Source organism: Micromonospora sp. NPDC023888 (assembly GCF_040639415.1).
Taxonomy (GTDB): Bacteria; Actinomycetota; Actinomycetes; order Mycobacteriales; family Micromonosporaceae; genus Micromonospora.
Genome location: NZ_JBEZZW010000017.1, coordinates 25832 through 45533, shown reverse-complemented (window position 1 = coordinate 45533; position 19702 = coordinate 25832). Strand labels below are relative to the sequence as shown.

General features: G+C 69.0%; 21 protein-coding genes. 11 read left to right on the top strand and 10 right to left on the bottom strand.

Features of this window, described 5'->3' with window-relative positions:
• The first annotated feature begins 99 nt into the window (after positions 1-99).
• Positions 100-1047 (top strand): helix-turn-helix domain-containing protein, encoded by a 948-nt coding sequence (locus AB0F61_RS17420; protein WP_357810359.1) that lies wholly within the window; start codon positions 100-102, stop codon positions 1045-1047.
• Positions 1048-1987: 940 nt separating this feature from the next.
• Here AB0F61_RS17420 and AB0F61_RS17415 read toward each other — a convergent pair.
• Positions 1988-2344, bottom strand: a complete 357-nt coding sequence (locus AB0F61_RS17415) for an antibiotic biosynthesis monooxygenase (RefSeq protein ID WP_357810356.1) — start codon at positions 2342-2344, stop codon at positions 1988-1990.
• Positions 2341-3060, bottom strand: coding sequence for a DUF3159 domain-containing protein (locus tag AB0F61_RS17410; RefSeq protein WP_357810353.1), 720 nt, complete (start codon positions 3058-3060; stop codon positions 2341-2343). Before AB0F61_RS17410 ends, AB0F61_RS17415 begins: the two co-directional genes overlap by 4 nt.
• Positions 3061-3125: 65 nt before the next feature.
• On the opposite strand from AB0F61_RS17410, the gene AB0F61_RS17405 reads away from it, so the two are divergent.
• The 8 genes from AB0F61_RS17405 to AB0F61_RS17370 all read left to right on the top strand — a co-directional run bounded on the left by AB0F61_RS17405 (position 3126) and on the right by AB0F61_RS17370 (position 10219).
• Positions 3126-3617: a MarR family transcriptional regulator gene (locus AB0F61_RS17405; RefSeq protein WP_357810350.1), complete on the top strand. Its 492-nt coding sequence runs from the start codon at positions 3126-3128 to the stop codon at positions 3615-3617.
• Between the two features lie 89 nt (positions 3618-3706).
• Entirely contained in the window at positions 3707-4957 is a 1251-nt protein-coding gene (locus AB0F61_RS17400) for an NAD(P)/FAD-dependent oxidoreductase (protein WP_357810347.1), read from the top strand.
• Positions 4958-4988: 31 nt separating this feature from the next.
• A complete protein-coding gene (locus AB0F61_RS17395) occupies positions 4989-5195 on the top strand; it encodes a hypothetical protein (protein ID WP_357810344.1) in 207 nt (68 codons plus the stop codon).
• Positions 5196-5262: 67 nt separating this feature from the next.
• Positions 5263-5934, top strand: coding sequence for an HAD-IA family hydrolase (locus tag AB0F61_RS17390; protein ID WP_357810341.1), 672 nt, complete (start codon positions 5263-5265; stop codon positions 5932-5934).
• Positions 5928-6434 (top strand): DUF523 domain-containing protein, encoded by a 507-nt coding sequence (locus tag AB0F61_RS17385; protein WP_357810339.1) that lies wholly within the window; start codon positions 5928-5930, stop codon positions 6432-6434. Before AB0F61_RS17390 ends, AB0F61_RS17385 begins: the two co-directional genes overlap by 7 nt.
• A gap of 381 nt (positions 6435-6815) precedes the next feature.
• Positions 6816-7763, top strand: a complete 948-nt coding sequence (locus tag AB0F61_RS17380; protein ID WP_357810336.1) for an alpha/beta hydrolase — start codon at positions 6816-6818, stop codon at positions 7761-7763.
• A 585-nt stretch (positions 7764-8348) separates the two neighbouring features.
• Positions 8349-9587: a sensor histidine kinase gene (locus tag AB0F61_RS17375; RefSeq protein ID WP_357810333.1), complete on the top strand. Its 1239-nt coding sequence runs from the start codon at positions 8349-8351 to the stop codon at positions 9585-9587.
• Positions 9575-10219 (top strand): response regulator transcription factor, encoded by a 645-nt coding sequence (locus AB0F61_RS17370; RefSeq protein ID WP_357810330.1) that lies wholly within the window; start codon positions 9575-9577, stop codon positions 10217-10219. Before AB0F61_RS17375 ends, AB0F61_RS17370 begins: the two co-directional genes overlap by 13 nt.
• Before the next feature lie 67 nt (positions 10220-10286).
• On the opposite strand, the gene AB0F61_RS17365 is transcribed toward AB0F61_RS17370, so the two are convergent.
• The 5 genes from AB0F61_RS17365 to AB0F61_RS17345 all read right to left on the bottom strand — a co-directional run bounded on the left by AB0F61_RS17365 (position 10287) and on the right by AB0F61_RS17345 (position 15971).
• Positions 10287-12737 (bottom strand): lanthionine synthetase LanC family protein, encoded by a 2451-nt coding sequence (locus tag AB0F61_RS17365; RefSeq protein WP_357810327.1) that lies wholly within the window; start codon positions 12735-12737, stop codon positions 10287-10289.
• Positions 12710-13864, bottom strand: coding sequence for a hypothetical protein (locus AB0F61_RS17360; RefSeq protein ID WP_357810324.1), 1155 nt, complete (start codon positions 13862-13864; stop codon positions 12710-12712). Before AB0F61_RS17360 ends, AB0F61_RS17365 begins: the two co-directional genes overlap by 28 nt.
• 4 nt (positions 13865-13868) lie before the next feature.
• On the bottom strand, positions 13869-14348 hold the full coding sequence (locus tag AB0F61_RS17355; protein ID WP_357810321.1) for a hypothetical protein: 480 nt from the start codon (positions 14346-14348) through the stop codon (positions 13869-13871).
• Positions 14349-14735: 387 nt separating this feature from the next.
• Complete coding sequence (locus tag AB0F61_RS17350; protein WP_357810318.1) at positions 14736-15176, bottom strand: hypothetical protein; 441 nt, start codon at positions 15174-15176, stop codon at positions 14736-14738.
• 15 nt (positions 15177-15191) lie between these two features.
• Positions 15192-15971, bottom strand: coding sequence for a metalloregulator ArsR/SmtB family transcription factor (locus AB0F61_RS17345; RefSeq protein ID WP_357810316.1), 780 nt, complete (start codon positions 15969-15971; stop codon positions 15192-15194).
• Positions 15972-16270: 299 nt separating this feature from the next.
• Between AB0F61_RS17345 and AB0F61_RS17340 the strand changes: the two genes are divergently transcribed.
• Both AB0F61_RS17340 and AB0F61_RS17335 read left to right on the top strand, forming a co-directional pair.
• Entirely contained in the window at positions 16271-16588 is a 318-nt protein-coding gene (locus AB0F61_RS17340) for a hypothetical protein (RefSeq protein ID WP_357810313.1), read from the top strand.
• A 109-nt stretch (positions 16589-16697) separates the two neighbouring features.
• Entirely contained in the window at positions 16698-16928 is a 231-nt protein-coding gene (locus AB0F61_RS17335) for a DUF6188 family protein (protein ID WP_357810310.1), read from the top strand.
• Here AB0F61_RS17335 and AB0F61_RS17330 read toward each other — a convergent pair.
• From AB0F61_RS17330 to AB0F61_RS17320, 3 genes are all read right to left on the bottom strand, one after another.
• Complete coding sequence (locus AB0F61_RS17330; protein WP_357810306.1) at positions 16832-17299, bottom strand: transposase; 468 nt, start codon at positions 17297-17299, stop codon at positions 16832-16834. The two genes, AB0F61_RS17335 and AB0F61_RS17330, sit on opposite strands and share 97 nt — an antisense overlap.
• A gap of 183 nt (positions 17300-17482) precedes the next feature.
• Complete coding sequence (locus AB0F61_RS17325; RefSeq protein ID WP_357810303.1) at positions 17483-17803, bottom strand: hypothetical protein; 321 nt, start codon at positions 17801-17803, stop codon at positions 17483-17485.
• Positions 17804-17883: 80 nt separating this feature from the next.
• A complete protein-coding gene (locus AB0F61_RS17320; protein ID WP_357810300.1) occupies positions 17884-19671 on the bottom strand; it encodes a peptidoglycan-binding protein in 1788 nt (595 codons plus the stop codon).
• Positions 19672-19702 lie beyond the last annotated feature (31 nt).

Sequence of the window (19702 nt, the reverse complement as noted above, 5' to 3'; positions counted from 1 at the left end):
TCTGACCCCGCGTGCTCGAAGCGATCCACTGTGGAATCCTGTCCCCGTTTGCCCATCGGTGCCAGTGTCCGGAACGACATGACCCGTACAATTCCCGACATGAGCTCTGTCCCGCGTTCCGTCGCGGTCGCCGCTACCGACGGGATGCTGCACTTCGAGCTGGCCCTGGCCTACGAGGTCTTCGGTTCCGCCCCGGCCGCCCTGCCAGGCCCTTGGTACGACGTCAAGGTGTGCGGCACGCACGCCGTCCGGGTCGGCCGGTTCCTGCTGGAGCCGGACTGCGGGCTCGACCGGCTGGCGCACGCCGACACCGTGATCGTCCCCGCCTTGGCGGACGTCGACGAGGACCCGCCGGCCGACCTGGTCGAGGCGGTGCGAGCGGCCCACGAGTCGGGCGCGCGGGTGGTCTCCCTGTGCACGGGCGTGTTCGTGCTCGCCGCCGCCGGCCTGCTGGACGGGCTACACGCGACCACGCACTGGGCCCACACCGATTTACTGGCCGCGCGCTATCCCCGGGTGAAGGTCGACCCGGACGTGCTCTACGTCGACAACGGCAGCGTGCTCACGTCTGCGGGCAAGGCCGCAGCGATGGACCTGTGCCTGCATCTAGTCCGCCGCGACCACGGCTCGGCGATCGCCAACGTGGTCGCCCGCCGCCTGGTCGTGCCGCCCCACCGGGCCGGTGGCCAGGCCCAGTTCGTCACCACACCGGTGCCCACCCAGGACGGCCATCCCCTAGCCGAGCTGCTCCCCTGGGTGATGCGGCGGCTGGACCAGCCGCTCACCGTGGAGGACCTGGCCCGCCAGGCGAACATGAGCTCGCGCCACCTGGCCCGCCACTTCCACTCGGTAACCGGCACCACCCCGCTGCAGTGGCTGCTGACGCAGCGGATCCGCCGCGCGCAGGAGCTGCTGGAGACCACGGACGACAGCGTCGACACCATCGCCTCGGCCGCGGGCATGGGCACGGCGACGACACTGCGCCGCCACTTCCACCGCACGATCGGCGTACCGCCGGACGCCTACCGCCGCACGTTCCGGGCGTGAGGCTGCGGTCCTCGCCTTGACGGCTCTCGCCGTCTCAGCAGCGCCCTCCGCCAGCTCGGCGCCCAGGTCCCCGTCATCGCCGACGCCCTCGGCATCCACCAGACGACCGTGACCAGACAAGCCATCAACGTCGGCACATCTGCGCGAGCGGATCGCCAACGACCGCCCCCACGGCATCGGCGGCGAAAAGCTGCTCTGTCTGCTCTGCATGGGCTACCGGGCCAAGAGGGGACTCCCCCGCGCACCGGTCTGGCTGACCTTCGTGGAAGGGCGGCACGGCCCGATGCTCCGGCACGAGGATGGCCGCTCGCCGCACCCGGAGCACCAGCCCGAGACTGACACCCACAAGGCGCTCAGAGAGCGCAAGGCCCGCACGTGGGAATCAGTCGGCGGCGCCGTAGAGGTCGGGGTGTGGCGGCCGCGCGCCCGCCGCCGACCAGACGTCCTCGCCATCGGTCCGGTCCTGACGGTAGCCGGGGAGGTCCAGCACTCCAAGGAGACCCCTCGGACCATCCGGGCCCGGCGACGAGCGCTGCGCAAGGCCGGAGACTCACGGTGCAGCCGTTTTTGTTTTGCGGGCTACTGCCCGTCTGACTGGACTGCGGGTGGGGCGTCGTCACTCTCCAGCGCGGCACCTACCTTTTGGAGATCCTCGATAAGACCTGCCCACTGCTCAGCGGCCAGCGTGGGCCTGCCCCGGCGCGACGCAACAGGGTCGCGGTGACGACGCTGCCCGCGAGCGCCGCGACAGTGGAGGTGACTGTGTCCCGGTGCAGGTGCAGTGCCCCGTAGCTGCCGGACAGGAACTGGCCGGCGAAGACGGCCTGATCGAGGGACAGAACCGCAGCGGTGGTGATGGTGAGCCGGAACAGTCAGATCGGCCACCGCCGCCTCGACGACATGGGTTGGGACTGCGGGGATGGCGTGGTCCGCGTGGTCGTCACGATGCGTCGAATGCCAGGGTGTGGTGGGAACGGATGACCTGCACGTCGGCGAGCAGACGAGAAGCCGCCATGCTGGAACGGCCGCCAGGGCTGGCCAACATTGCCGCCAGGGCGTCGTCGTCGCGCCAGCGTGCGTGGTGGATGACGTGTCGCCCGTCGTCGGATCGGCTCAGTGTCGAGCCGAGGAATCCGGGCGTGTGCTCCAGGACGTCGTGGCCGTTGGCGGTCAGCAGCGCGTACAGCTGGTCCTGGTGTTGTTCGGTCACGGTGAAGACGCTCGTCACGGTCAGCTCGCCGCCAGCGGCTGCCGGATTGTCTGGTCGGCTGGCCGGGCGCTCGGTGGGGGCGGTCATCGCTGAGCCGCCAGGGTCTTGCGGACGGCGACGATCGTGACCGCGACGAGGGTGGCGAAGACCGGTCCCGTGGCCGCGTGGGCGACGGCGAGCACGATGGTGTCGCCCCGGTCGTAGAAGATCACCTGCACGGTGGCGTTGATGATGTTGATACCGATCGCCGTACTGGTAGCGATCAGGTGGACGCGGCGCAGCGCGGCGTTGCGGTACCAGTCGTGCGGGCCGCCGGTGACCCGGTTGAGCAGCAGTCCGGTCAATGGGCGGCGCGCGATGATGCTGGCCAGGCACGCCATGATCACGGCGAACGGGATCAGCGTCGGGACCAGGAAGAAGCCCCGCGCTTCGCCGGTAACCGCGGCGACCACCGCGCACACCGCCACCACCAGGATGCCGATCAGTGCCGACCTCGGCGACTGTCGGCGCGCCAGCCGGTAGCCCAGGCCGGCGAGAGCGGTCACGGCAGCGGCGGTGATCGCCGGGTACAGGGAGGCCACCACATTCGCCGCGACAAACACCAGGCCCGGGGCCGCGGCCACGAGGATCCCGACCCAGCGCTCAGGGTCACTCCAGGTTTGCCTGATCGCCGCCCATCCTGACTCCGGTCCCTGGTGGCGGCCCTGCTGCGGGCCAGGTCGGGGTGGTGGTTCGGGGTTGCGGCTGGCGTCGTCCTCGGGCATTCGATCGCTGATCGTCAGGGTGGCTCGTTGGTTGCTCATGGGCAAGATGGTTACACGTGAAACGGTTTCTTGCAAACCTGTGTCTCGTGAGATAGTGTTCGGGCGTGCCTAACGAACAAGCTTCCGCCGACCAGTCAGCTACGTCCGGCACTCCGGAAAACCCGGAGGAGGGGTCGCCCTTTGCGATCGGGCTACTGCTGCGTCGGGCGCACGATCGCGTAGCGGCGGCGATGGACGGTGCTTTGGCGCCGTTCGGCATCGAGCGGCGCCACCTGATGGTGATGATGCGGCTGCACGCCTCGGGGCCGCTCAGCCAACGTGACCTCGTCGCGCACACAAACCACGACAAAGCCTCGATCGTCCGGATTGTCGACGACCTCGAACGACTCGATCTCGCTTCACGCCAGCTGGTGCCCGGTGATCGGCGGCTGCGGGCCGTCACCCTGACCGACCACGGCCGTGAGGTCTTCGCCCAGGCGCACCAGGCTGCCGAACCCGCGGCCTCGGCCGCAACGGCTCCCCTCACTGCTGCGCAGGCCCAGCAACTCCAGCGGCTCCTGCGCACGATGGTCGCCCCCGTGAGCCCACCCGCCTGATACTCCGGCAGCTCACCGCCCGTCTCGGGCCGCCCGGTGTCGACCGGCGGGCCCTCCCGCCAGCTCGCTGGCACGAAAGGCAGCACCTCATGCGCGTTCTCATCATCGGCGGGGGCCTCGGCGGCCTGACTCTCCTGCACGGACTACGAAGCGCGGGAATCGACGCCCGCGTGTTCGAACGGTCGGCGCACCGCGCACAGCAGCCGGCCAGCTACGGGATCCACCTCAACGCCGACGGCCTGCGTGCCCTGCACGCCTGCCTCCCCGCTGAGAACTGGAAGATGGTCGACGCGGCCGGGACTCCCGTACCGCTGATCGTCCGGTTCCACGACCCCCGCCGCGGCGTCCTGGCCACCATCGACAAGAGGTTCCCCGAAGACACCACCGACCCGATCACCAAACGCCGCGCGATCAGCCGCGGCAAGCTCCACGAAGCCCTCCTGCACAACACCCGCACCGACGACGACGCGGAACCTCTCGTGCACTGGGACAAGAAGTTCACCCACTACGAGCTACACAACGACGGCGTCCGGGCGTACTTCGCCGACGGCTCCCACAGCGACGGCGACATCCTCGTCGGCGCAGACGGCAGCAACTCCCAGGTCCGCAACCAACGTCTTCCCGGCCTGCAACGTCAGGATCTCGGCATCATCAACATCGCCGGCCGCGCCCCCCTGGCAGGCACCGTCGCCGCCGCCCTACCAGCCGACTTCACCGACGGCGGCATCAACAACGTCGTCCCCGCCCGCAACGGGTGGATGTTCCTCTCCACCTGGCCCACTGGCGATCCCGACAACACCGACGTCAGCAACGGCGCCCCCGAGTACGTCGTCTGGGCCTGGGCCGGATCGGAAAACTCGTACCCGCAGGGAATGAAAGATCTCAACGGAATCCTGCTCAAACGACTCGTCACCGAACGCGTCCGCGACTGGGCAGCACCGCTACGGACCCTGGTCGACGCCACGGACGCCGCGACCATCACCACCGTGCCGCTACGGACCATGCCCCAGCTCCCCGAGTGGGCACCCTCGCGAGTCACACTCCTCGGCGACGCCATTCACAACATGACACCCATGGCAGGCATCGGCGCCAACACCGCCCTGCGCGACGCCGACCACCTCCGCCAAGCCCTCACGACCGCCACCGATCCGGTGAAAAGCATCGGCGTCTACGAAACGGCGATGCGACACTACGCCAACCAAGCCCTAGCCCTCTCCACCCGAAACGCCACCAACGCCGCCCTCGCCTCACCAGCGAACCGGACCACGTTCCGTGCGCTTCTTCGTGCTAGTGCGACCGTCCCCGCCCTACGGCGCAAGGTCTTCGGCCCATCCATCTAACTGAGCAGACCCGGTTCTGTCTCCGCGGCCGATGAATGACATCGTGCCCGATGCCGTCTCTCGAGATCATGCCGATCTCTATGTTGCAAGTATCAGCGTCGCCGTCGGTTCCGAGAGCTTGTCGTGTCGGTCAACAGAACTTCCGTTCACGGAAGGTGACGAGTCGCCCGAAGCTGAACGCGTGTTGTCAGCGGCAGAAGAGCGTACGCAACAAGGTGCCGGCTGTGCCGGTCTGTGATGGCGGCTTCGGCACGAGGGGTGCCTGGCGGCCGACCGGGGTCAGATCAGTCGGGTAGCGTCTCACTGTGTATCAGGCGATCTTGCTGGACGTGTACGGCACGCTCGTACACGATGATGAGAGCTCGGTCAATGACGTCTGCGTGCAAGTAGCAGATTTGATCGCAGTCGATCCGTCTGCTATCGCGGCGGAGTGGTCCCGACAGCTGGAGGCCAGCGCCGAAATGGCGTATGGGGCCGGTTTTCGTACGCTCGCAGACCTGACGCTCGGCAGCCTCACCGAGGCTGTGGCGAACTTCGGGGCATCCGTGGAGCTTGAGCCGATCTGCCGCAAGCAGATGCACTCCTGGCGTCATCCACCGTTGTACGACGACAGCCGGCCGTTCCTCGATGCGGTGAAGGTGCCGGTGTGCCTGGTCTCCGACGTCGACCAGGACGACCTGACGGCGGTGCTGCGGTGGCACGGCATCGCCGTCGCCGCCGCGGTGACCAGCGAAGAAGCCCGCGCATACAAGCCCCGCCCTGAACCGTTCCAGCTCGCGCTGGCCCGCCTCGGCCTGGGCCCCGGCGACGTGATCCACATCGGCAACTCCGCATCGTCCGATGTCGCCGGAGCCGCCGCTCTGGGTATCGACACGGCATTCCTCGACCGTGCTGGAGTCGGCCTGCCGCCGGGGGTCACGGCAACCTACACCGCGGCGACGCTGACGGCGCTGCTGCCCCAGGTGTTGCCGTGTTGAAAATCCTGGTCAGCGGCTGCCTGGGCGGCGCACCGATCCGGTTCAACGAGACTGGCGTGCCGGTCGCCTCTCCGATCTGGCAGCGGTGGGCTTCTGAAGGGCGCCTCGTGTCGCTGTGTCCAGAACTGGTCGTCGGATTCCCGGTACCGCGCCCGCCAGCCGAGATCGTCGGCGGCAGCGCGGCCGACGTCCTCGACGGCCGCGCCCAAGTGCACGAAGCATCGGGCCGTGACGTCACCGAACTGTTCCAGGCGGCGGCGCAGCGGGCGGTCGACAAGGCGCTGCAGGCCGGCGTCGGGCTCGCCATCCTGGTCGAGGGCAGCCCTACCTGCGGTAGCACCTACGTTCACGACGGAACCTTCACCGGCGTCACTGTCGCTGGGCGTGGCGTCGCGGCCGAGGCGTTGCGCCGCCGGGGCATCCCTGTGTTTTCTCACTACGACCTGGACAGGGCAGCGGCTGCTCTGGCGGAGCAGGAACGGCAGCACGGCAACGGCTGACGCCCGCTCGACGCAGCGCGGGGCCTTCGCGATGGTTGGAGGCCAGCGTGATGCCGTGCACAGATGCCAAGTATTCGTAGGAGTGGCGCAGGTATTCCGGTGCTGAAGACCCGGCACCGCTGCTCCACGGCGTATCCGACCTGAACCTCGAACTGCACGGCCGGGACGTCCGCGGCCGGCTGGCGGTGGTCAGGCAGGAATCTGGTCCACCAGCACCCACCTGCTGACCGGCCCACCGGCGGGCGCTGGTGCGCCCGACCCGGACCGGGCGTCCTGCCTGACGGGTTCTGATCTGCCCCTGGCGAGGGTAGGGGTAACTCCCAACCCGACTGGGAGGTAGCAGGATCGAGCAAGATTCAGAAACCGTGGAAGCTCATTTCCATGACCACGCAGAAGATCTTCCGGTTCCATCGGGCCGCCCTGGCTCTCGTCCTTCCCGTCGCCGTGATAGCGGCAGTCGCCGGGTGTGATGACTCGGCGGCGCCGAAGGCCGCGCCAGCGGCCAGTTCGGTAGCCGCGGTTCCCTCGACCTCGACAAACGCGGCCGGCCCGGCAAGTGCGGCCCCCGCAGCGGGCTTGCATATGATCGCCAACAACGGGCATCAGCTTGCCTTCCACGTCACGCCCGGAAGTTCTCCCACCATCGTGCTGGACGCCGGCGGTGGCGAGGACTCCTCGTACTGGGATGCCCTGGTGCCGCAGCTGTCGCAGGCCACCGGATCGCAGATCATCACCTACGACCGGGCCGGTCTGGGCGCCAGCGAGGAGGTGAAGGGCCCATGGGACCCCAAGGCCGCCGCCTCCGACCTGCAGGCCGGTCTGCGTGAACTCGGCGTCACCCAGAACGTGGTCCTCGCGGGCCACTCGCAGGCAGGAGAGGTGGCCCACTACTTCGTCCTCGCGAACCCCGGCGTTGTCACCGGGGCGGTGCTCATCGATGCCAACGTGCCGCAATTCTTCACCGACACCCAGACCCAACGCCTCGTCGCGCTAACCGCGCCGCAGATCGAAGAGCTCAAGAAGGCGCCGTCGACGAAGGCGAACCGCCAGCTCATCGCCACGGCCGACAACTTCGGTCCCACGCACCAGGCGTACCACAAGGTCTCCTGGCCCGACGGCGTTCCCGTCATCTATATCGTGTCGGACAAGACACCCTTCGATGGATCTCCGCAGGACGCTCAGGCCTGGCGCGACGCGGCAGCGGCGTTCACCAAGGCGGGGCCCGACCGCACACTCGTCATCGCCGAGGGAAGCTCGCACGACGTTCCCCAGGACAAGCCCGCCCTGGTGCTCAAGGAAATCGAACAGATGACCGCCACCGTCAAGTAAAGGCCATCGGGCCGACGGCTGACAGGACCGGCGAGCCTGGTTGACCGGCGCTGCCCCGGCGTTCTTGGTCAACCAGTCTGCGGAGACGACCTCACCGCGTGCGGTCACCGGTAGAGCGAGCACGGAGCGTCCGCCGACTCGGAATTCGTTGTGGCGCAGCTGCCGATGACCGGGGCAGCGCCGTAGGCGAGCGCGACAAGCCACACGGTCCGGATCCCGATGACGGCGAGGTGGTGGTCGAGATTCGGGGAGCGGACCGGAACTGCTTACGCGATGGGTAGCGTGTGTGCGGGTGTCGATCGATCGAGCCGTCGATCGGCGACGCGAGCCTCCGTGGACCACGGACGGACACCATGGTCGCTGGATCCCGCGCGACGTGGGGGACACCGACCGTGGGGAAGTGCGGATCGCCGGCCAACATGAGTCACCAGCCCGGCGGTTCGGCACAATGCGCAATGATGGAGTGAGATGACCGATAACAGCGGAGCCTCCCTGTCCGGCGGCTCCTCGCCCTCGCGGGAGGGCTCCGGGCCGGGTCGCGTCGCTCGCAGCGGTCCGATTTCGCGCTCCGCGCTGGCCCAACGGATGAGCCTGCTGGGCTGGTCGCTGGTGCTGCTGGCGGGCGCGGTCCTGGGTGCCGTGCTGGCCACACTCTGGATCACCTCGATATCGATCGCCGCGCTTGGCGCCGGAATCCCACTGACCCTGCTCGCGACCGTACTGGTGCGCTGGTTTGCCGACCTGCATCGCCAGTGGGCCGCCGACCGGCTCGGCGAACCGGTGCCCGCCCGGCCCTATCAGCCGACGCCGGACGCCGGGTGGCCGGTGCGGCTCTGGACGATCCTGCGCGACCCGGCGACGTGGCGGGACTGGATCTGGTTGGTGGTCAACTCGATCACCATTTGGTTGAGTTGCGGACTGTCGCTGCTGTTCTTCGTCGTCGGATTCGTATACCTGACCTATCCGCTCATCTATCAGCTGACGCCTTCTCAGGTATTCCGCACTCCGATGGGGGAGGGCTTCCGGCTGCACAGCGTCGCGCAGTCGTTCGGGCTGGTACCGCTCGGTCCGGTTTTCCTTCTGCTCTGGTACGTCACTGCGGTGCGCCTCGCGAACCTCAACGCTCGGGTGATCCGCGCTCTGCTCGGCCCCACCGAACAGGCGCGCCTGCGGGCCCGCGTCCAACAGTTGGCGACCTCGCGAGCTGAGACCGTCGACACCCAGGCCGGTGAACTGCGCCGAATCGAACGCGACCTGCACGACGGCGCGCAGGCCCGGCTGGTGTCGCTGGGTATGAGCCTGGGCTTGGCCGAACAGTTACTGCCCAACGATCCGCAGGCCGTCCAGCAGTTGCTGGCCGAGGCCCGCGAGTCGACCTCCAGCGCCCTCACCGAGCTGCGCGACCTGGTACGAGGCATCCATCCGCCGGTACTGGCCGACCGTGGCCTGGACGGCGCACTCAAGGCCTTGGCCCTGGTCAATCCGATCCCGACCACGGTGGTGACCCGCCTACCCGGACGGCTGCCGGCCCCGATCGAGTCCGCGGCCTACTTCGCCGTCGCCGAGGCCGTGTCGAACGCCATCAAGCACGCCCAGGCCCAGCAGATCGGGATCACCGTGGAGTTCGCACCCCACCGGGGCGGCGCTGCCGGGGAACTGACGATGCTGGTGTCCGACGACGGCCGTGGGGGTGCTTCGATCGATTCCGGCACGGGCCTGCGTGGCATCGTCCGTCGCCTGGCGGCCTTCGACGGCACGCTGACCGTTGACAGCCCGCCGGGCGGACCTACCGAGGTGAGGATGTCGCTGCCGTGCGTATCGTGATGGCCGAGGACCTCGCCCTGCTCCGCGAGGGCCTGATCAGGATCCTGCGGGCCAATTCATTCGAGGTCGTGGAAGCCGTTGACAACGGCCCCGCGCTGATCCGGTCGCTGACGACGCACCGCCCCGACGTCGCCATCGTCGACGTGCGGTTGCCGCCGACCTTCACCGACGAGGGGCTGCGTTCCGCGATCGAGGCCCGCCGCCAGATTCCAGGGCTGCCCATCATGGTGCTATCGCAGTATGTCGAGCAGATCTACGCCAGGGAGCTGATGTCAGATCGCGCGGGCGCGGTGGGCTACCTGTTGAAGGACCGCGTTACGGACGTCGACCAATTCGTCGCCAGTGTCCGGCAGGTCGCTACCGGCAGCACCGTTATGGACCCCGACGTGGTGAGTGCGCTACTCACCCACCGCTCCACCGACCCTAAGCTCCTGGAGCTGAGCCCACGCGAGCATGAGGTCCTCACCCTGATGGCCGAGGGCCGCTCGAACGCTGCGATCGCCGCCCGGATGTTCGTCACCGAGAAAACCGTCAGCAACCACAGCAACAACATCTTCACCAAGCTCGGTCTCAAGCCCTCCGAGGACGACAACCGCCGCATCCTGGCGGTCCTCGCCTACCTGCAAGGCTGAGTCCTTGGCCTCCGCCCCACCATCGTGCTGGCCGGCGTGAATACCGGCCACCTCGGCCGGTGGTCGACTATCCGCTCTGGACGGCCCGACCGCAGCCGGCCGGGCCGTCCAGCTCGAACAGCGGCATCCGGGCATGGTCGGGGTGTGCCAACTGGGCCACCAGCACGGCGGTACCGACATCGCCCTTGTACAGGCTGTCCCGGCGCATCGTCCATTGGCGTACCTCGGCCACCGCCTCGCCGGTCAGCGCCCGGGCCCGGTTCAGCCAGGCCGGCTCACCGCTGTGCCGGTACTGGCACAGCAGCGCGTACGCCCGGCCGGCCGAACCGCAGCACAGGTCCCCGGCCCTGGCCCCAGCCGCGTCGAACGTGCTCCACGCGGCCTGCCGGGCCAGCCGGGCGTACGCCGCCTCGCCGTACTGGCCGTGCGCCAGGTTCCACAGGTGTACGTACCCGGCGGTGCCGTTGCACCAACTGGTACCGAGCCCGGGGTCGGGCGCGGGCCCACCGACCTGGTACGCCCAGTACACCCCCCGACCGGCCGGGACAGCCTGTGCGGCCAACTCCGCGAGCCGCTCGGCCACACCGTACGGCGGTGCGGTACCGGCCGCGGCGCTCCAGCACAGTAGCGCGTAGAGGTAGCCGGCCCAGCCGTGCGCGACGCCCAGGGTGCGCAGCTCCGCCGCACGGTCCAAGGGCGGCTGCTGCGCCAACCGGCGCCACAGCGCGTCCCGCAGCGCATCGCCGAGCGCCACCAGGTTGATCAGATCGGTGGCGGCCGGATCGGCTAGCCGCTGGACCAGCACGGCGCAGCCGAGCAGCAGGCCGGACCGGCCGAAGGCAAGGTCGAACTCGCCGGAACCGGGGCCGCGCCGGGCCGGGTCCAGCTCCGACTGGGCGATGGCGAGATAGTCGGCCAGCGCGAGTCGGCAGCCCAGCTCGTCACCCCGGGCGTCGGCGATCAGTGCCTGGACCGCGTGCACGCCGGTGATGCTGTGATAGAACGAGCGCTCGCCGACGGACCCCGGGTTGATCTCCAGCTCGTCGCTGACGTAAGCCCGCTCGTCACCGGAGGCTAGCAGCGCCCGGGTAGCCCACCGGTCGGCCCCGGCCAGCAGTTCGGCGTCCTCGCGTTCTGCGGCGATCTCCAGCAGCGCGTACCCGAGGCCGGCGGCGCCGTTCATCACCGGCGCGACTGGGGCGACCAGGTCGTCCTCGAAGCGTTGGTCGGCGCGGGTCAGCCGGGCCAACACGTCGTCCACCAACTGCTGCCCGGACCGGCTGCTGTCGGAGGCCGGGGCGCGACGGTCGCGCGCGGCCGCGGTTCGCAGCGCCGTGCGGAAGTCCGCGACCGAGGGATAGCGCCGGGACGGTCGGTCAGCCAGCGCACGCCGGACGGTGCGCTGCACGGCCGGCAGGTCGGCCACCCCGTGCTCGGCGAAGGGCGCGGGTGGCCGGCGCGGTAGTCGGGAGTCCGTCAACGCCGGTGGGTGCGGCTGACCGCCGGTGAGGATCAGGTACACCAGCCGGGCGACGCTGTACTGCTCACCGGCGGCGCTTGGCAGCCGGGTCGGACCGCCGGGGCGACGCGCACCGGACAGCTCCGGTTCCCGGTAGAGGTCCACGCCGCCGGTGGCGACGGCGCGGACCGTCCCGTCCGCGTCGACGGTGGCCGCGAGTCCGAAGTCAACCAGCGTCACCCGATCGTCGGCGGTCACCAGTACGTTGCGCGGGTGCACGTCGCCGTGGAGCACGCCAGCGCTGTGCAGGTGGGCGTAGGTAGCCAGGACCCGGTCGGCCAAGTCGATCAACGCGTCCCGCCGGGCTGACCCGGGCAGTCGCCGGACACCGGTCGCGGCGCGGTGCAGATCCACCCCGGCGATCCAGGCGGTGACCAGGTACGGGCGGTCGTCGTACTCGCCCGCGTCGAGCAACGCCGGGCTGACCACGCCGGCTAGCCGGGCTAGTACCGAGGCCTCATGCTCCAGCTGGGCGCGCACCTGTGCGCCGAACCCCGGTCGGGCCAGCTTGACCGCCACCGGGGTACCGTCGGCCGCGCTGCCCCGATGCACCTCGGTGTCGATCAGCACCTGGACCGGCTGGTGCACGGTGTACCCGCCGATCCGCTCCGCCGGCCGCAGCCCGGTACCGATCGGCGCGGCCAGGGCGGAGTCGGCCACCACCAGTACCCCGTCGTTGATGAACCCGCTCAGCAGCGCGAACGCTTCCTCCAAGGTCTCCGCCGGATCTACGCCGTTGGCCAGGCTGAAGGCCAGCACCGCGTCGGCGATGGTGGTCGGCTGGCGGAACTCGCCGAGCAGCGCCGCGCCGGCCGAGTCCACGATGGTCGAGGCGGTCCGGGCGTTCGGCCGGGTCACGCAGTGCTCGTCCGGCTCCTGCTGGAGCTGGCCGCGCAGCTGCGCCGGCAACTGGGCGACCGGCGTGATCGTCACGTCCGGCGGGAGCACCAGCGGGCCGAGCAGCGGGCCGGTCATCGGCCACCCGGCGACGTCGCCCACAGCCCACGATCGGCAGTCCAGGTACGGGTGTCCACCCCGGACAGTCGCAGCTGGTGCAGGGCGAGCCGCCACGGAGGTGTAGCGCCCGGGTCGGCGAGTTGGGCCGCCGCGAGGTACCGGGCCAGCTGTGCCGTGACCCAGCCACGCCAACTGGTCTTCGCACCCGGCGGATCGGTACCCCAGGACAGCAGCCCGTCCCCGGTGAGTGCGGTACTGAAGGTGACCCCGTCGGCGGGTAATCCGGACAGCTTTTCCCGCAACGCTTCGGCGCACGCGGTCAGGTCGGTGGGCTGGTCCAGGTAGACCACCAGCCGGTCCGGTCGGCACAGACCGACATGGTCCGCGCCGACCTTGAAGCCGCTGACCCCGGGTAGCCCGGGAACCACCTGCGCCACCGCCCGCACCGCGTCCGGCATGACGGCGAGTGTCGGGCTGACGTAGAGCTTGTACCCGCTGGTGTGCTGCGGGGCGAACGGATCGGCCGGAGGCGGGGCGTGCCAGTGCCACCAGTGGTGATGCTCTGCCGGCGGGGCCGGAGCCGTCCACCGCGCGCCGGACAGCTCGCGCACCAGTTGCCCGTCCGGGGCCAGGCCCAGGTGGTCGGCGATGGCCGAGCGGTTGGGCAGCCGCTCGCGCAGCCGGGGGTGCACGGGGGTCCGGCCGTAGCTGTAGAGCCGGCCGGCGAGCAGCGGCGCGGGCAGGTCCGCCAGGCACTGCGCGTAACGCAGCGCGGCCCGGGAAAGCTCGCCGATCCGGCCGGTGCCGCCGTCGTCGGGGTCGGCGTCCGGCCAGCCGGCCGCCAGCGCGCCGCTGGTGAAGCCGCCGTCCCGGGCGATCTCCAGCACACCGTCGAGGACGAGCCGGGTGGCGATCCAGCCGAGCTGCGGGCCGAAGCGGGACCGGGCATACCCGGGCAGCGGCCCCGGCTCGATCAGGCTGAGGTAGAGCAGCGCGAGGTCCGGGCTGATCGGACGGGTTGGCAGCGGCGAGTCCCGGCCGGGTACAAGCAGGCCGTAGCACTCGCTGTCGTCGAGGGCTGTGGCCGGCAGAGCGGCGCGGTCGGCGGCTGGCAGCCGCTCCAGCGGCACCAGGGTGTACCCCGGATTGGCGCGGTACACCTGCGCCACCGGGCTACTCCCGTGCCGCGCGGTCGCGTAGGGCCCGTTCGGCGACCTCGATGTGGGCCAGATGGGTATCGATGGCGTCCCGCTGTGCCTGGGCGACAACATCGATCTCCAGCCGCCGGGCCTCCAGGTGCGCCCGCAGCACCGGCAGGTACTCCTCGGTCACGCTGAGGACGGTGCTCCCCCGGTTCATCATGAAGGTGGCACTGCCGTACTTGGTGCGGACCACCGGGTCCGGCGCGCTCTGCAACTCGGCCACGACGCACTCTGTGCCCCCGGAGCCACCGGTCGGCAGATCCGGTTGGCTGACTGGACAGGTGTAGGTCATCAGCGGGCCGCAGTGCACCAGGTCCGGGATGCTGACCGAGTCGCACGGGTGGTGGATCAGGGGGTCTCCGAACGGGCTGCCCTGCAATGGACAGAACCACCCGTCCGGCTCGTCGGCGGCCTCGATGATCGAGTTCTCGCCGTCGCACGGCAGTTGCACCCGTAACTTCCTCGCCCGGAAGGCCACCGCGCACCTCACTGCCAGAGTCCGACTGACTACTCTGATGAGTACAGCAGGACAGCACTGCGCGAGGCAAGGAAGACGCAACGTTCCGCCGGTGCCGTCAGCTCCGCAGTGGGAATGCCAGCACGACGGAATCGCTCTGGCCGTCCAGGTGCCGGTGAGCTCCGCAAGCGCGGCGGCAGGGGCCGGCCGTCAAGCGCGCGAATCATACGCAGACATTCGCCCTGCCTGGATCACCACAAACGGCAAACCCGTGCGCCGGAGCAGGTCCGCGGCGCCGTGATCCGCGTCGGAACCGTGCGCGGACATCGGCACGACCGGACATCGTGTGTGCCGGTCAAGCAGCATCACGCTGTGTCCAGCCTAAAGCTGCTTGGTGTGTCCGGGTAGCTCTGCGTCGGCGAGGCCGGTGAGAATGTCCCCCAGCGAGAGTGGCTGTTCGACCAGGCACGTGTCATTGGACAACAGCAGCGTTGGTACCTTCGTGGCGAGCTCGGCCTCGCTCAGCAATGCGGCGAGGGAGCACAATGCCTCCCCCTGCACGCGGATGCGCTCCCGTAGGCCTGCTTCGCCGCTGGCGAGCGCGATGACGCGGTCGAGGGTCCACGGGTCCTGGGACAGGCGGTTGTCGTACGTCGAGACCGTCGCCGAGGCGACTGCAGCAACGCTGCTGATGGTGGCCGCGCTGACGAGCGAGACGTGGGCCAGGATCTGCTCGGTGTTCCATTCATCGGGCGGTGGTACGGCTCGCGGGGCGGCGGCCAGCAAGGCGTCGTAGGCCTGCCGGAGGGGCGTGGTATCCATTGGGTCGGGTTCCTCTCAGGCGTGTGTGCCGGTCATTTTCCACGGAGCTTGCGGGAGCACGTCGCCGGTCTCTAGCAGGGACTTCAGGTTCGACAGGACCGCGGGCCAGCCGCGCGAGATACCGTTGAGCATGGCGAGGTTGGCGAGGTTCTCGTGGGTCACCGTGAGACGCACGATGTCCTGGTGCGGTTCGACGAGGAACGTGACGACCGAGGGCTCCCGTTCCTCGTTCGGGCTGTCCTCAAAGGTGATGGCCAGATGCGTCGGCGGCTCGGCGGTGAGCACCTTGCCCACGACGTCGGCCACGCCCGATCCGTCGGTGCGCTGGTGCTCCCATGCCGAGCCGGGCTGCCAGTCGGAGACGTTGGCGTGGTCCCAGTACCGCGCGGTCAGGTCGGCGTCGGTGAGTGCCTGCCATACCTGCTCGGCGGTGGCGCGGATGTAGGTGACGTATACGTAGGTCGGCACGGAGGTCATGCCGTACTCCTCTGCTTGGTCTTTGATCATGCTGAGTGCTCGCAGACGAGGCTTGTCGAAGCCGGAGATCCAGCGCTGCTCGATTTCGTGGATCGGTGCGGGGTTCAGGTAGTGCAGGCGCTCCCGCCCTCGCCGCACGACGGTGACGAGATTGGCCCGCACGAGGATGTCGAGATGCTGGGTGGCCGACTGGCGGGCCATGGCCAGGTGCTCACAGAGCTCGCCCAACGTCTGGCCGTTGCGTTCGCGGAGGCGGTCGAGCAGAAGCCGCCTCGTGGAATCGGCCAGCGCCTTGAAGGTCAGCTCCGTGTCGCTCACACCCCCATTATGCAGGTATCTACCTGCATAATGTCAAGCCCAGTCGCCGCACAGCTGTGATTCGCCCCCACCGGTGCGTGCTCCCACCCCGCTCCCGGAGAAGGGCACCATCCAAGCTCGCGCACTGATTTGCCGCAGAGCACTGCGACGCGCAGGCGCTATCGACGGACCCTCAACTCGCACCTGCCCGACTCCGCTTGATCCGTTACAGGGTGGCTTCATATGACGCCTGACGCTCCCCCAGCGATGGCTCGAGCCCCACGAGTCCAAACCTCCGCGAGCTACGCGACGATGATCCGGTGGACGAACAGCTCGTCTTTACCGACCCGTGGTGGGACCTACGCCGAGGTGGTCCAACCGAACAACGACAGCGTGAGGCACTGCACGCGGAACTTCTGACCGAGGTGGCCGCCGGGCACCCCCTACACAACCAACCCGTCGAGGTGATCGGCAGGTCCGGGGCCTCAGACGACATCGTTGTGGAACTGGCTTCTGGGGGCTGGGCCCTCGTTCACCTCACCTGGAAACGCGCGGCCGAGAGACAACCCTGGCCCGAGACCACCTTCTACAGCACCATCAAGGCCCTCGAAGAGGACATCCACGAGCCGGACTGGTGACACGCATGATGATCCTCTAGAACTGTTCAGCGCGCTGAAGAACGGCGTGCCACCGCCCACCAGAACCGGGTAGGGGAACAGCACGTACTCGTTGATCAGCCCGGCCCGCATGTCCACCCCGGCAAGCGTCGCGCCAGCGATGCCCGTCGGGCCGCCGTCCTCGGTTGAGGCACTGATCCGCAAGGACGGTCGGTTGACTCTGACCTTCGCCGACGACGCAGTCCTCGTCGTCGAGCCGGACGATCAGTACGAGGCGTTCACCGTCACGAGTATGCCGCCGCCGGGGTTCCGGGGATTTCGCTTCGTCGCTGTCCCCGGCCGCGGTCTCGCCCACTGGTAGCCGAACACCGACAGTGATGCACACGCCTTCACGACCAGCGGCAGATCCGTGCGCCCGATCATGGCGGCGGTCCGTTGGGGTCCCGGGTGGCCGATCTGCTCGGCCAGCCAATCGCGCACGTCGTCGCGGACGACGTCGGCGTCCCACACCGCCGTACGCAGCAGCCGCTGCATCGCCTGCGGATCGGCGTGCCCAGCCCGCTCCGCAAGGGACCAGCAGGTCTTCCGTTCCACGCCAGACAGCAGCCCTTGCGCGAACTGCCCCGCCGTCGCACGCGGCTTCGCCCGCACGAACCGGTCAGCGACCCGCGTCACCGCCTCGTCCAGGATGACCCGCCATCTCGCGGGGTCCACGCTGTGGCCCACGGCCACCGCGCGATCTTCGATTGTCCTCACAAACCATCGATGATCAACGCGGTGGCCGTCCTCATGCCCACGCCAGGCCCAACACCAAAACCAAGTGACGTTGGACTAGTAGGCCCCACTCGCAGCCTCTGCCCCTACGTCACTCCGGCGAGGTGGCAGGGCAGTCCAGCGCGGTCGTTTGGCGCCGAATCAAGCCCAGTGATATTTCTCGGATACGAAATACCCCGAACTCCTCATGTACCAGTAATTGCCGTAGCTGTTGATGCAATAGTAGGTGATGAAAACCTTACCACCACCGCGAAAGGAGACTGGGCTACTACCATAGGGCTCGATATGCCACGGCGCATCCGGGGCGAAATTCATGTTCTGTCCCCACTCGTAACAGTCGTAGCCGGCGGCTGCGGCCACCTCACGCCCGGCAGGCGCAGCCACAGCGGGCGCAGGATTGACCCCCGCCACTAATCCGAACCCAACCACAGCACCAATAATGGTGCGCCTGATCTTCCGCACAGGATTACCCTTTCTCGCAATCAAATGAAACCGAGATAACTTGCGACGCGTGGTACGCAGGTCAGCTGTACCGCACGGGTTCAGAAGCGTCCCAGGTTGATGGCGTTCTGCACGGCTCGCACCGTGCTCGGTCCCCACAGTGCGTCGACCGTGAGCCCGGCTCCGACCATCCGGTTAAGGTGCTGTTGCAGCGCTCGCACGGTGGCCGGGCCCATCCCCCCGTCGACGGCGAGGCCGGCGTCGGCCCAGGTGTTGAGGTGGTGCTGCAGAGCGCGGATCGACCCGGGTCCCCACTGGCCGTCGGGTGCCGCGCCGATGGCACGTTGCAGGGCGGTGACGGTGGTCGGGCCGAACACGCCGTCTACGACGATCCGCGCTCCCTCGTCGGCGTACCCGTTGTAGGCCGCGTCGGTCGTCGGCCCCCAGAAGCCGTCCGCGCTGACGCCCACCCTGGCCTGCAGCCAACGCACTCCCGCGTCGGTCGTCGGCCCCCAGATGCCGTCCACGACCAACGGCGGGGTGTAGCCGAGGCGGTTGACCGCGTTCTGCTGGTAGGCGACCGACCGGACCGAGGTCATACCGCCCCCGCTGGACGTGTCCCCGGTGAGGCGCCGGTACGCCGCCTCGGTCTGCGGGCCCCAGAGCCCGTCGGCGTCACCGCCCGCCTTGGCCTGCAGCCAGCGCACGCCCGCCTCGGTCTGCGGCCCCCAGATGCCGTCCACGACCAACGGCGGGGTGTAGCCGAGGCCATTGACGGCGCGCTGCTGCGCGGCGACGGTGCGGACCGAGGTCATGCCGCCGCCCGCGCCGCTCGTGCCGTCGGTGATGGGCAGGTCGTCACCCTGCATGCCGCCCTGGACCCACGCTCGTAGCGCCGAGCCGGGGCACTGGGTGGCCTGCCCCGACAGGCCGCCGTGCCAGGTCTTGTCCAGCGTACGACCGCACAGGCGGTTGGCGTAGAGGTAGAGGGCGCGGATCGCCGCGGCGGTGCGTGCGGTGGCCTCGCCGTCGCGGCCGATGAAGCAGACGCCGATGTGGGTGGTGTTGTAGCCGGCGGCATGGGCGCCCAGGATCTGCCAGCCGCGTCCCTCATAGATGTGGCCGTCGCGGTCGACCAGGAAGTTGTATCCGATGTCGTCCCAGCCGTTGGAGTCCATGTGATAGTTCTGGATCTGCCTCGGGGTCTGGGTCGGCGGGCCGGCCGAGTAGTGCACGGTGAACCCAGTTCGGCTGCTCAGGGGCACCTGCTCCGCGCTGCGTGGCGGCCGGGCGCCCCAGCGGCTGCGGGGAATGATCGTGACTCCACCGCTGGGCGGCGGAGTCGGCGACGTGGGTTCGAGCGATCCGTTCTTCACGTACGGGTAGAGGTTGACCGGGCACTGGGTGTCGAACAGTTCGCGATGCCCCTTGATCTCCGTCCCCGCTCGCTGCTGTTGCTGGCGCAGTTGCCCGATCAGGTCACGAATCGCGGTGAGCATCGCCTGGCTGGGCTGATCCCCCGATTCGATCATCCCCATGACCGCGTAGTAGTTCTTGTTCGCGCCGGGCGTCGTGGTGCCGTTCGCCGCCGACCGGACCGCGTCGCCTCGCCCCTCGAAGACCCATCCGTGTTGGCAGACGAGGTAGTTGTAGGGGATGTCGTCGTATTCCTCATCCCCCAGCAGTTCCTCAAAGAACCACTTGTTCATGGCCTGATCCTGGATGTCCCAGACCTGCTGGTAGCACTCCTGGTGGTTGGCCTTCGGGAAGCCGGTTCCCGGCCCGTGGTGATGGATGACCACCCCGCCGAGCCACGGGGTCCACGGGTCGTCGATCGGTTGCTTCGGCACCACCGCGTGCCAGACGGAACGGGGAACGATGTACACCATGGCGGTTTCTCCGGTCGTCGCAGCGGATGAG

Bases quoted from the DNA above. Each gene is read 5' to 3' on its own strand.
- AB0F61_RS17420 (WP_357810359.1), top strand. From the start codon at position 100: ATGAGCTCTGTCCCGCGTTCCGTCGCGGTCGCCGCTACCGACGGGATG.
- AB0F61_RS17415 (WP_357810356.1), bottom strand. From the start codon at position 2,344: ATGACCGCCCCCACCGAGCGCCCGGCCAGCCGACCAGACAATCCGGCA.
- AB0F61_RS17410 (WP_357810353.1), bottom strand. From the start codon at position 3,060: ATGAGCAACCAACGAGCCACCCTGACGATCAGCGATCGAATGCCCGAG.
- AB0F61_RS17400 (WP_357810347.1), top strand. From the start codon at position 3,707: ATGCGCGTTCTCATCATCGGCGGGGGCCTCGGCGGCCTGACTCTCCTG.
- AB0F61_RS17395 (WP_357810344.1), top strand. From the start codon at position 4,989: ATGAATGACATCGTGCCCGATGCCGTCTCTCGAGATCATGCCGATCTC.
- AB0F61_RS17380 (WP_357810336.1), top strand. From the start codon at position 6,816: ATGACCACGCAGAAGATCTTCCGGTTCCATCGGGCCGCCCTGGCTCTC.
- AB0F61_RS17375 (WP_357810333.1), top strand. From the start codon at position 8,349: ATGAGCCTGCTGGGCTGGTCGCTGGTGCTGCTGGCGGGCGCGGTCCTG.
- AB0F61_RS17350 (WP_357810318.1), bottom strand. From the start codon at position 15,176: ATGGATACCACGCCCCTCCGGCAGGCCTACGACGCCTTGCTGGCCGCC.
- AB0F61_RS17335 (WP_357810310.1), top strand. From the start codon at position 16,698: ATGTCCACCCCGGCAAGCGTCGCGCCAGCGATGCCCGTCGGGCCGCCG.
- AB0F61_RS17320 (WP_357810300.1), bottom strand. From the start codon at position 19,671: ATGGTGTACATCGTTCCCCGTTCCGTCTGGCACGCGGTGGTGCCGAAG.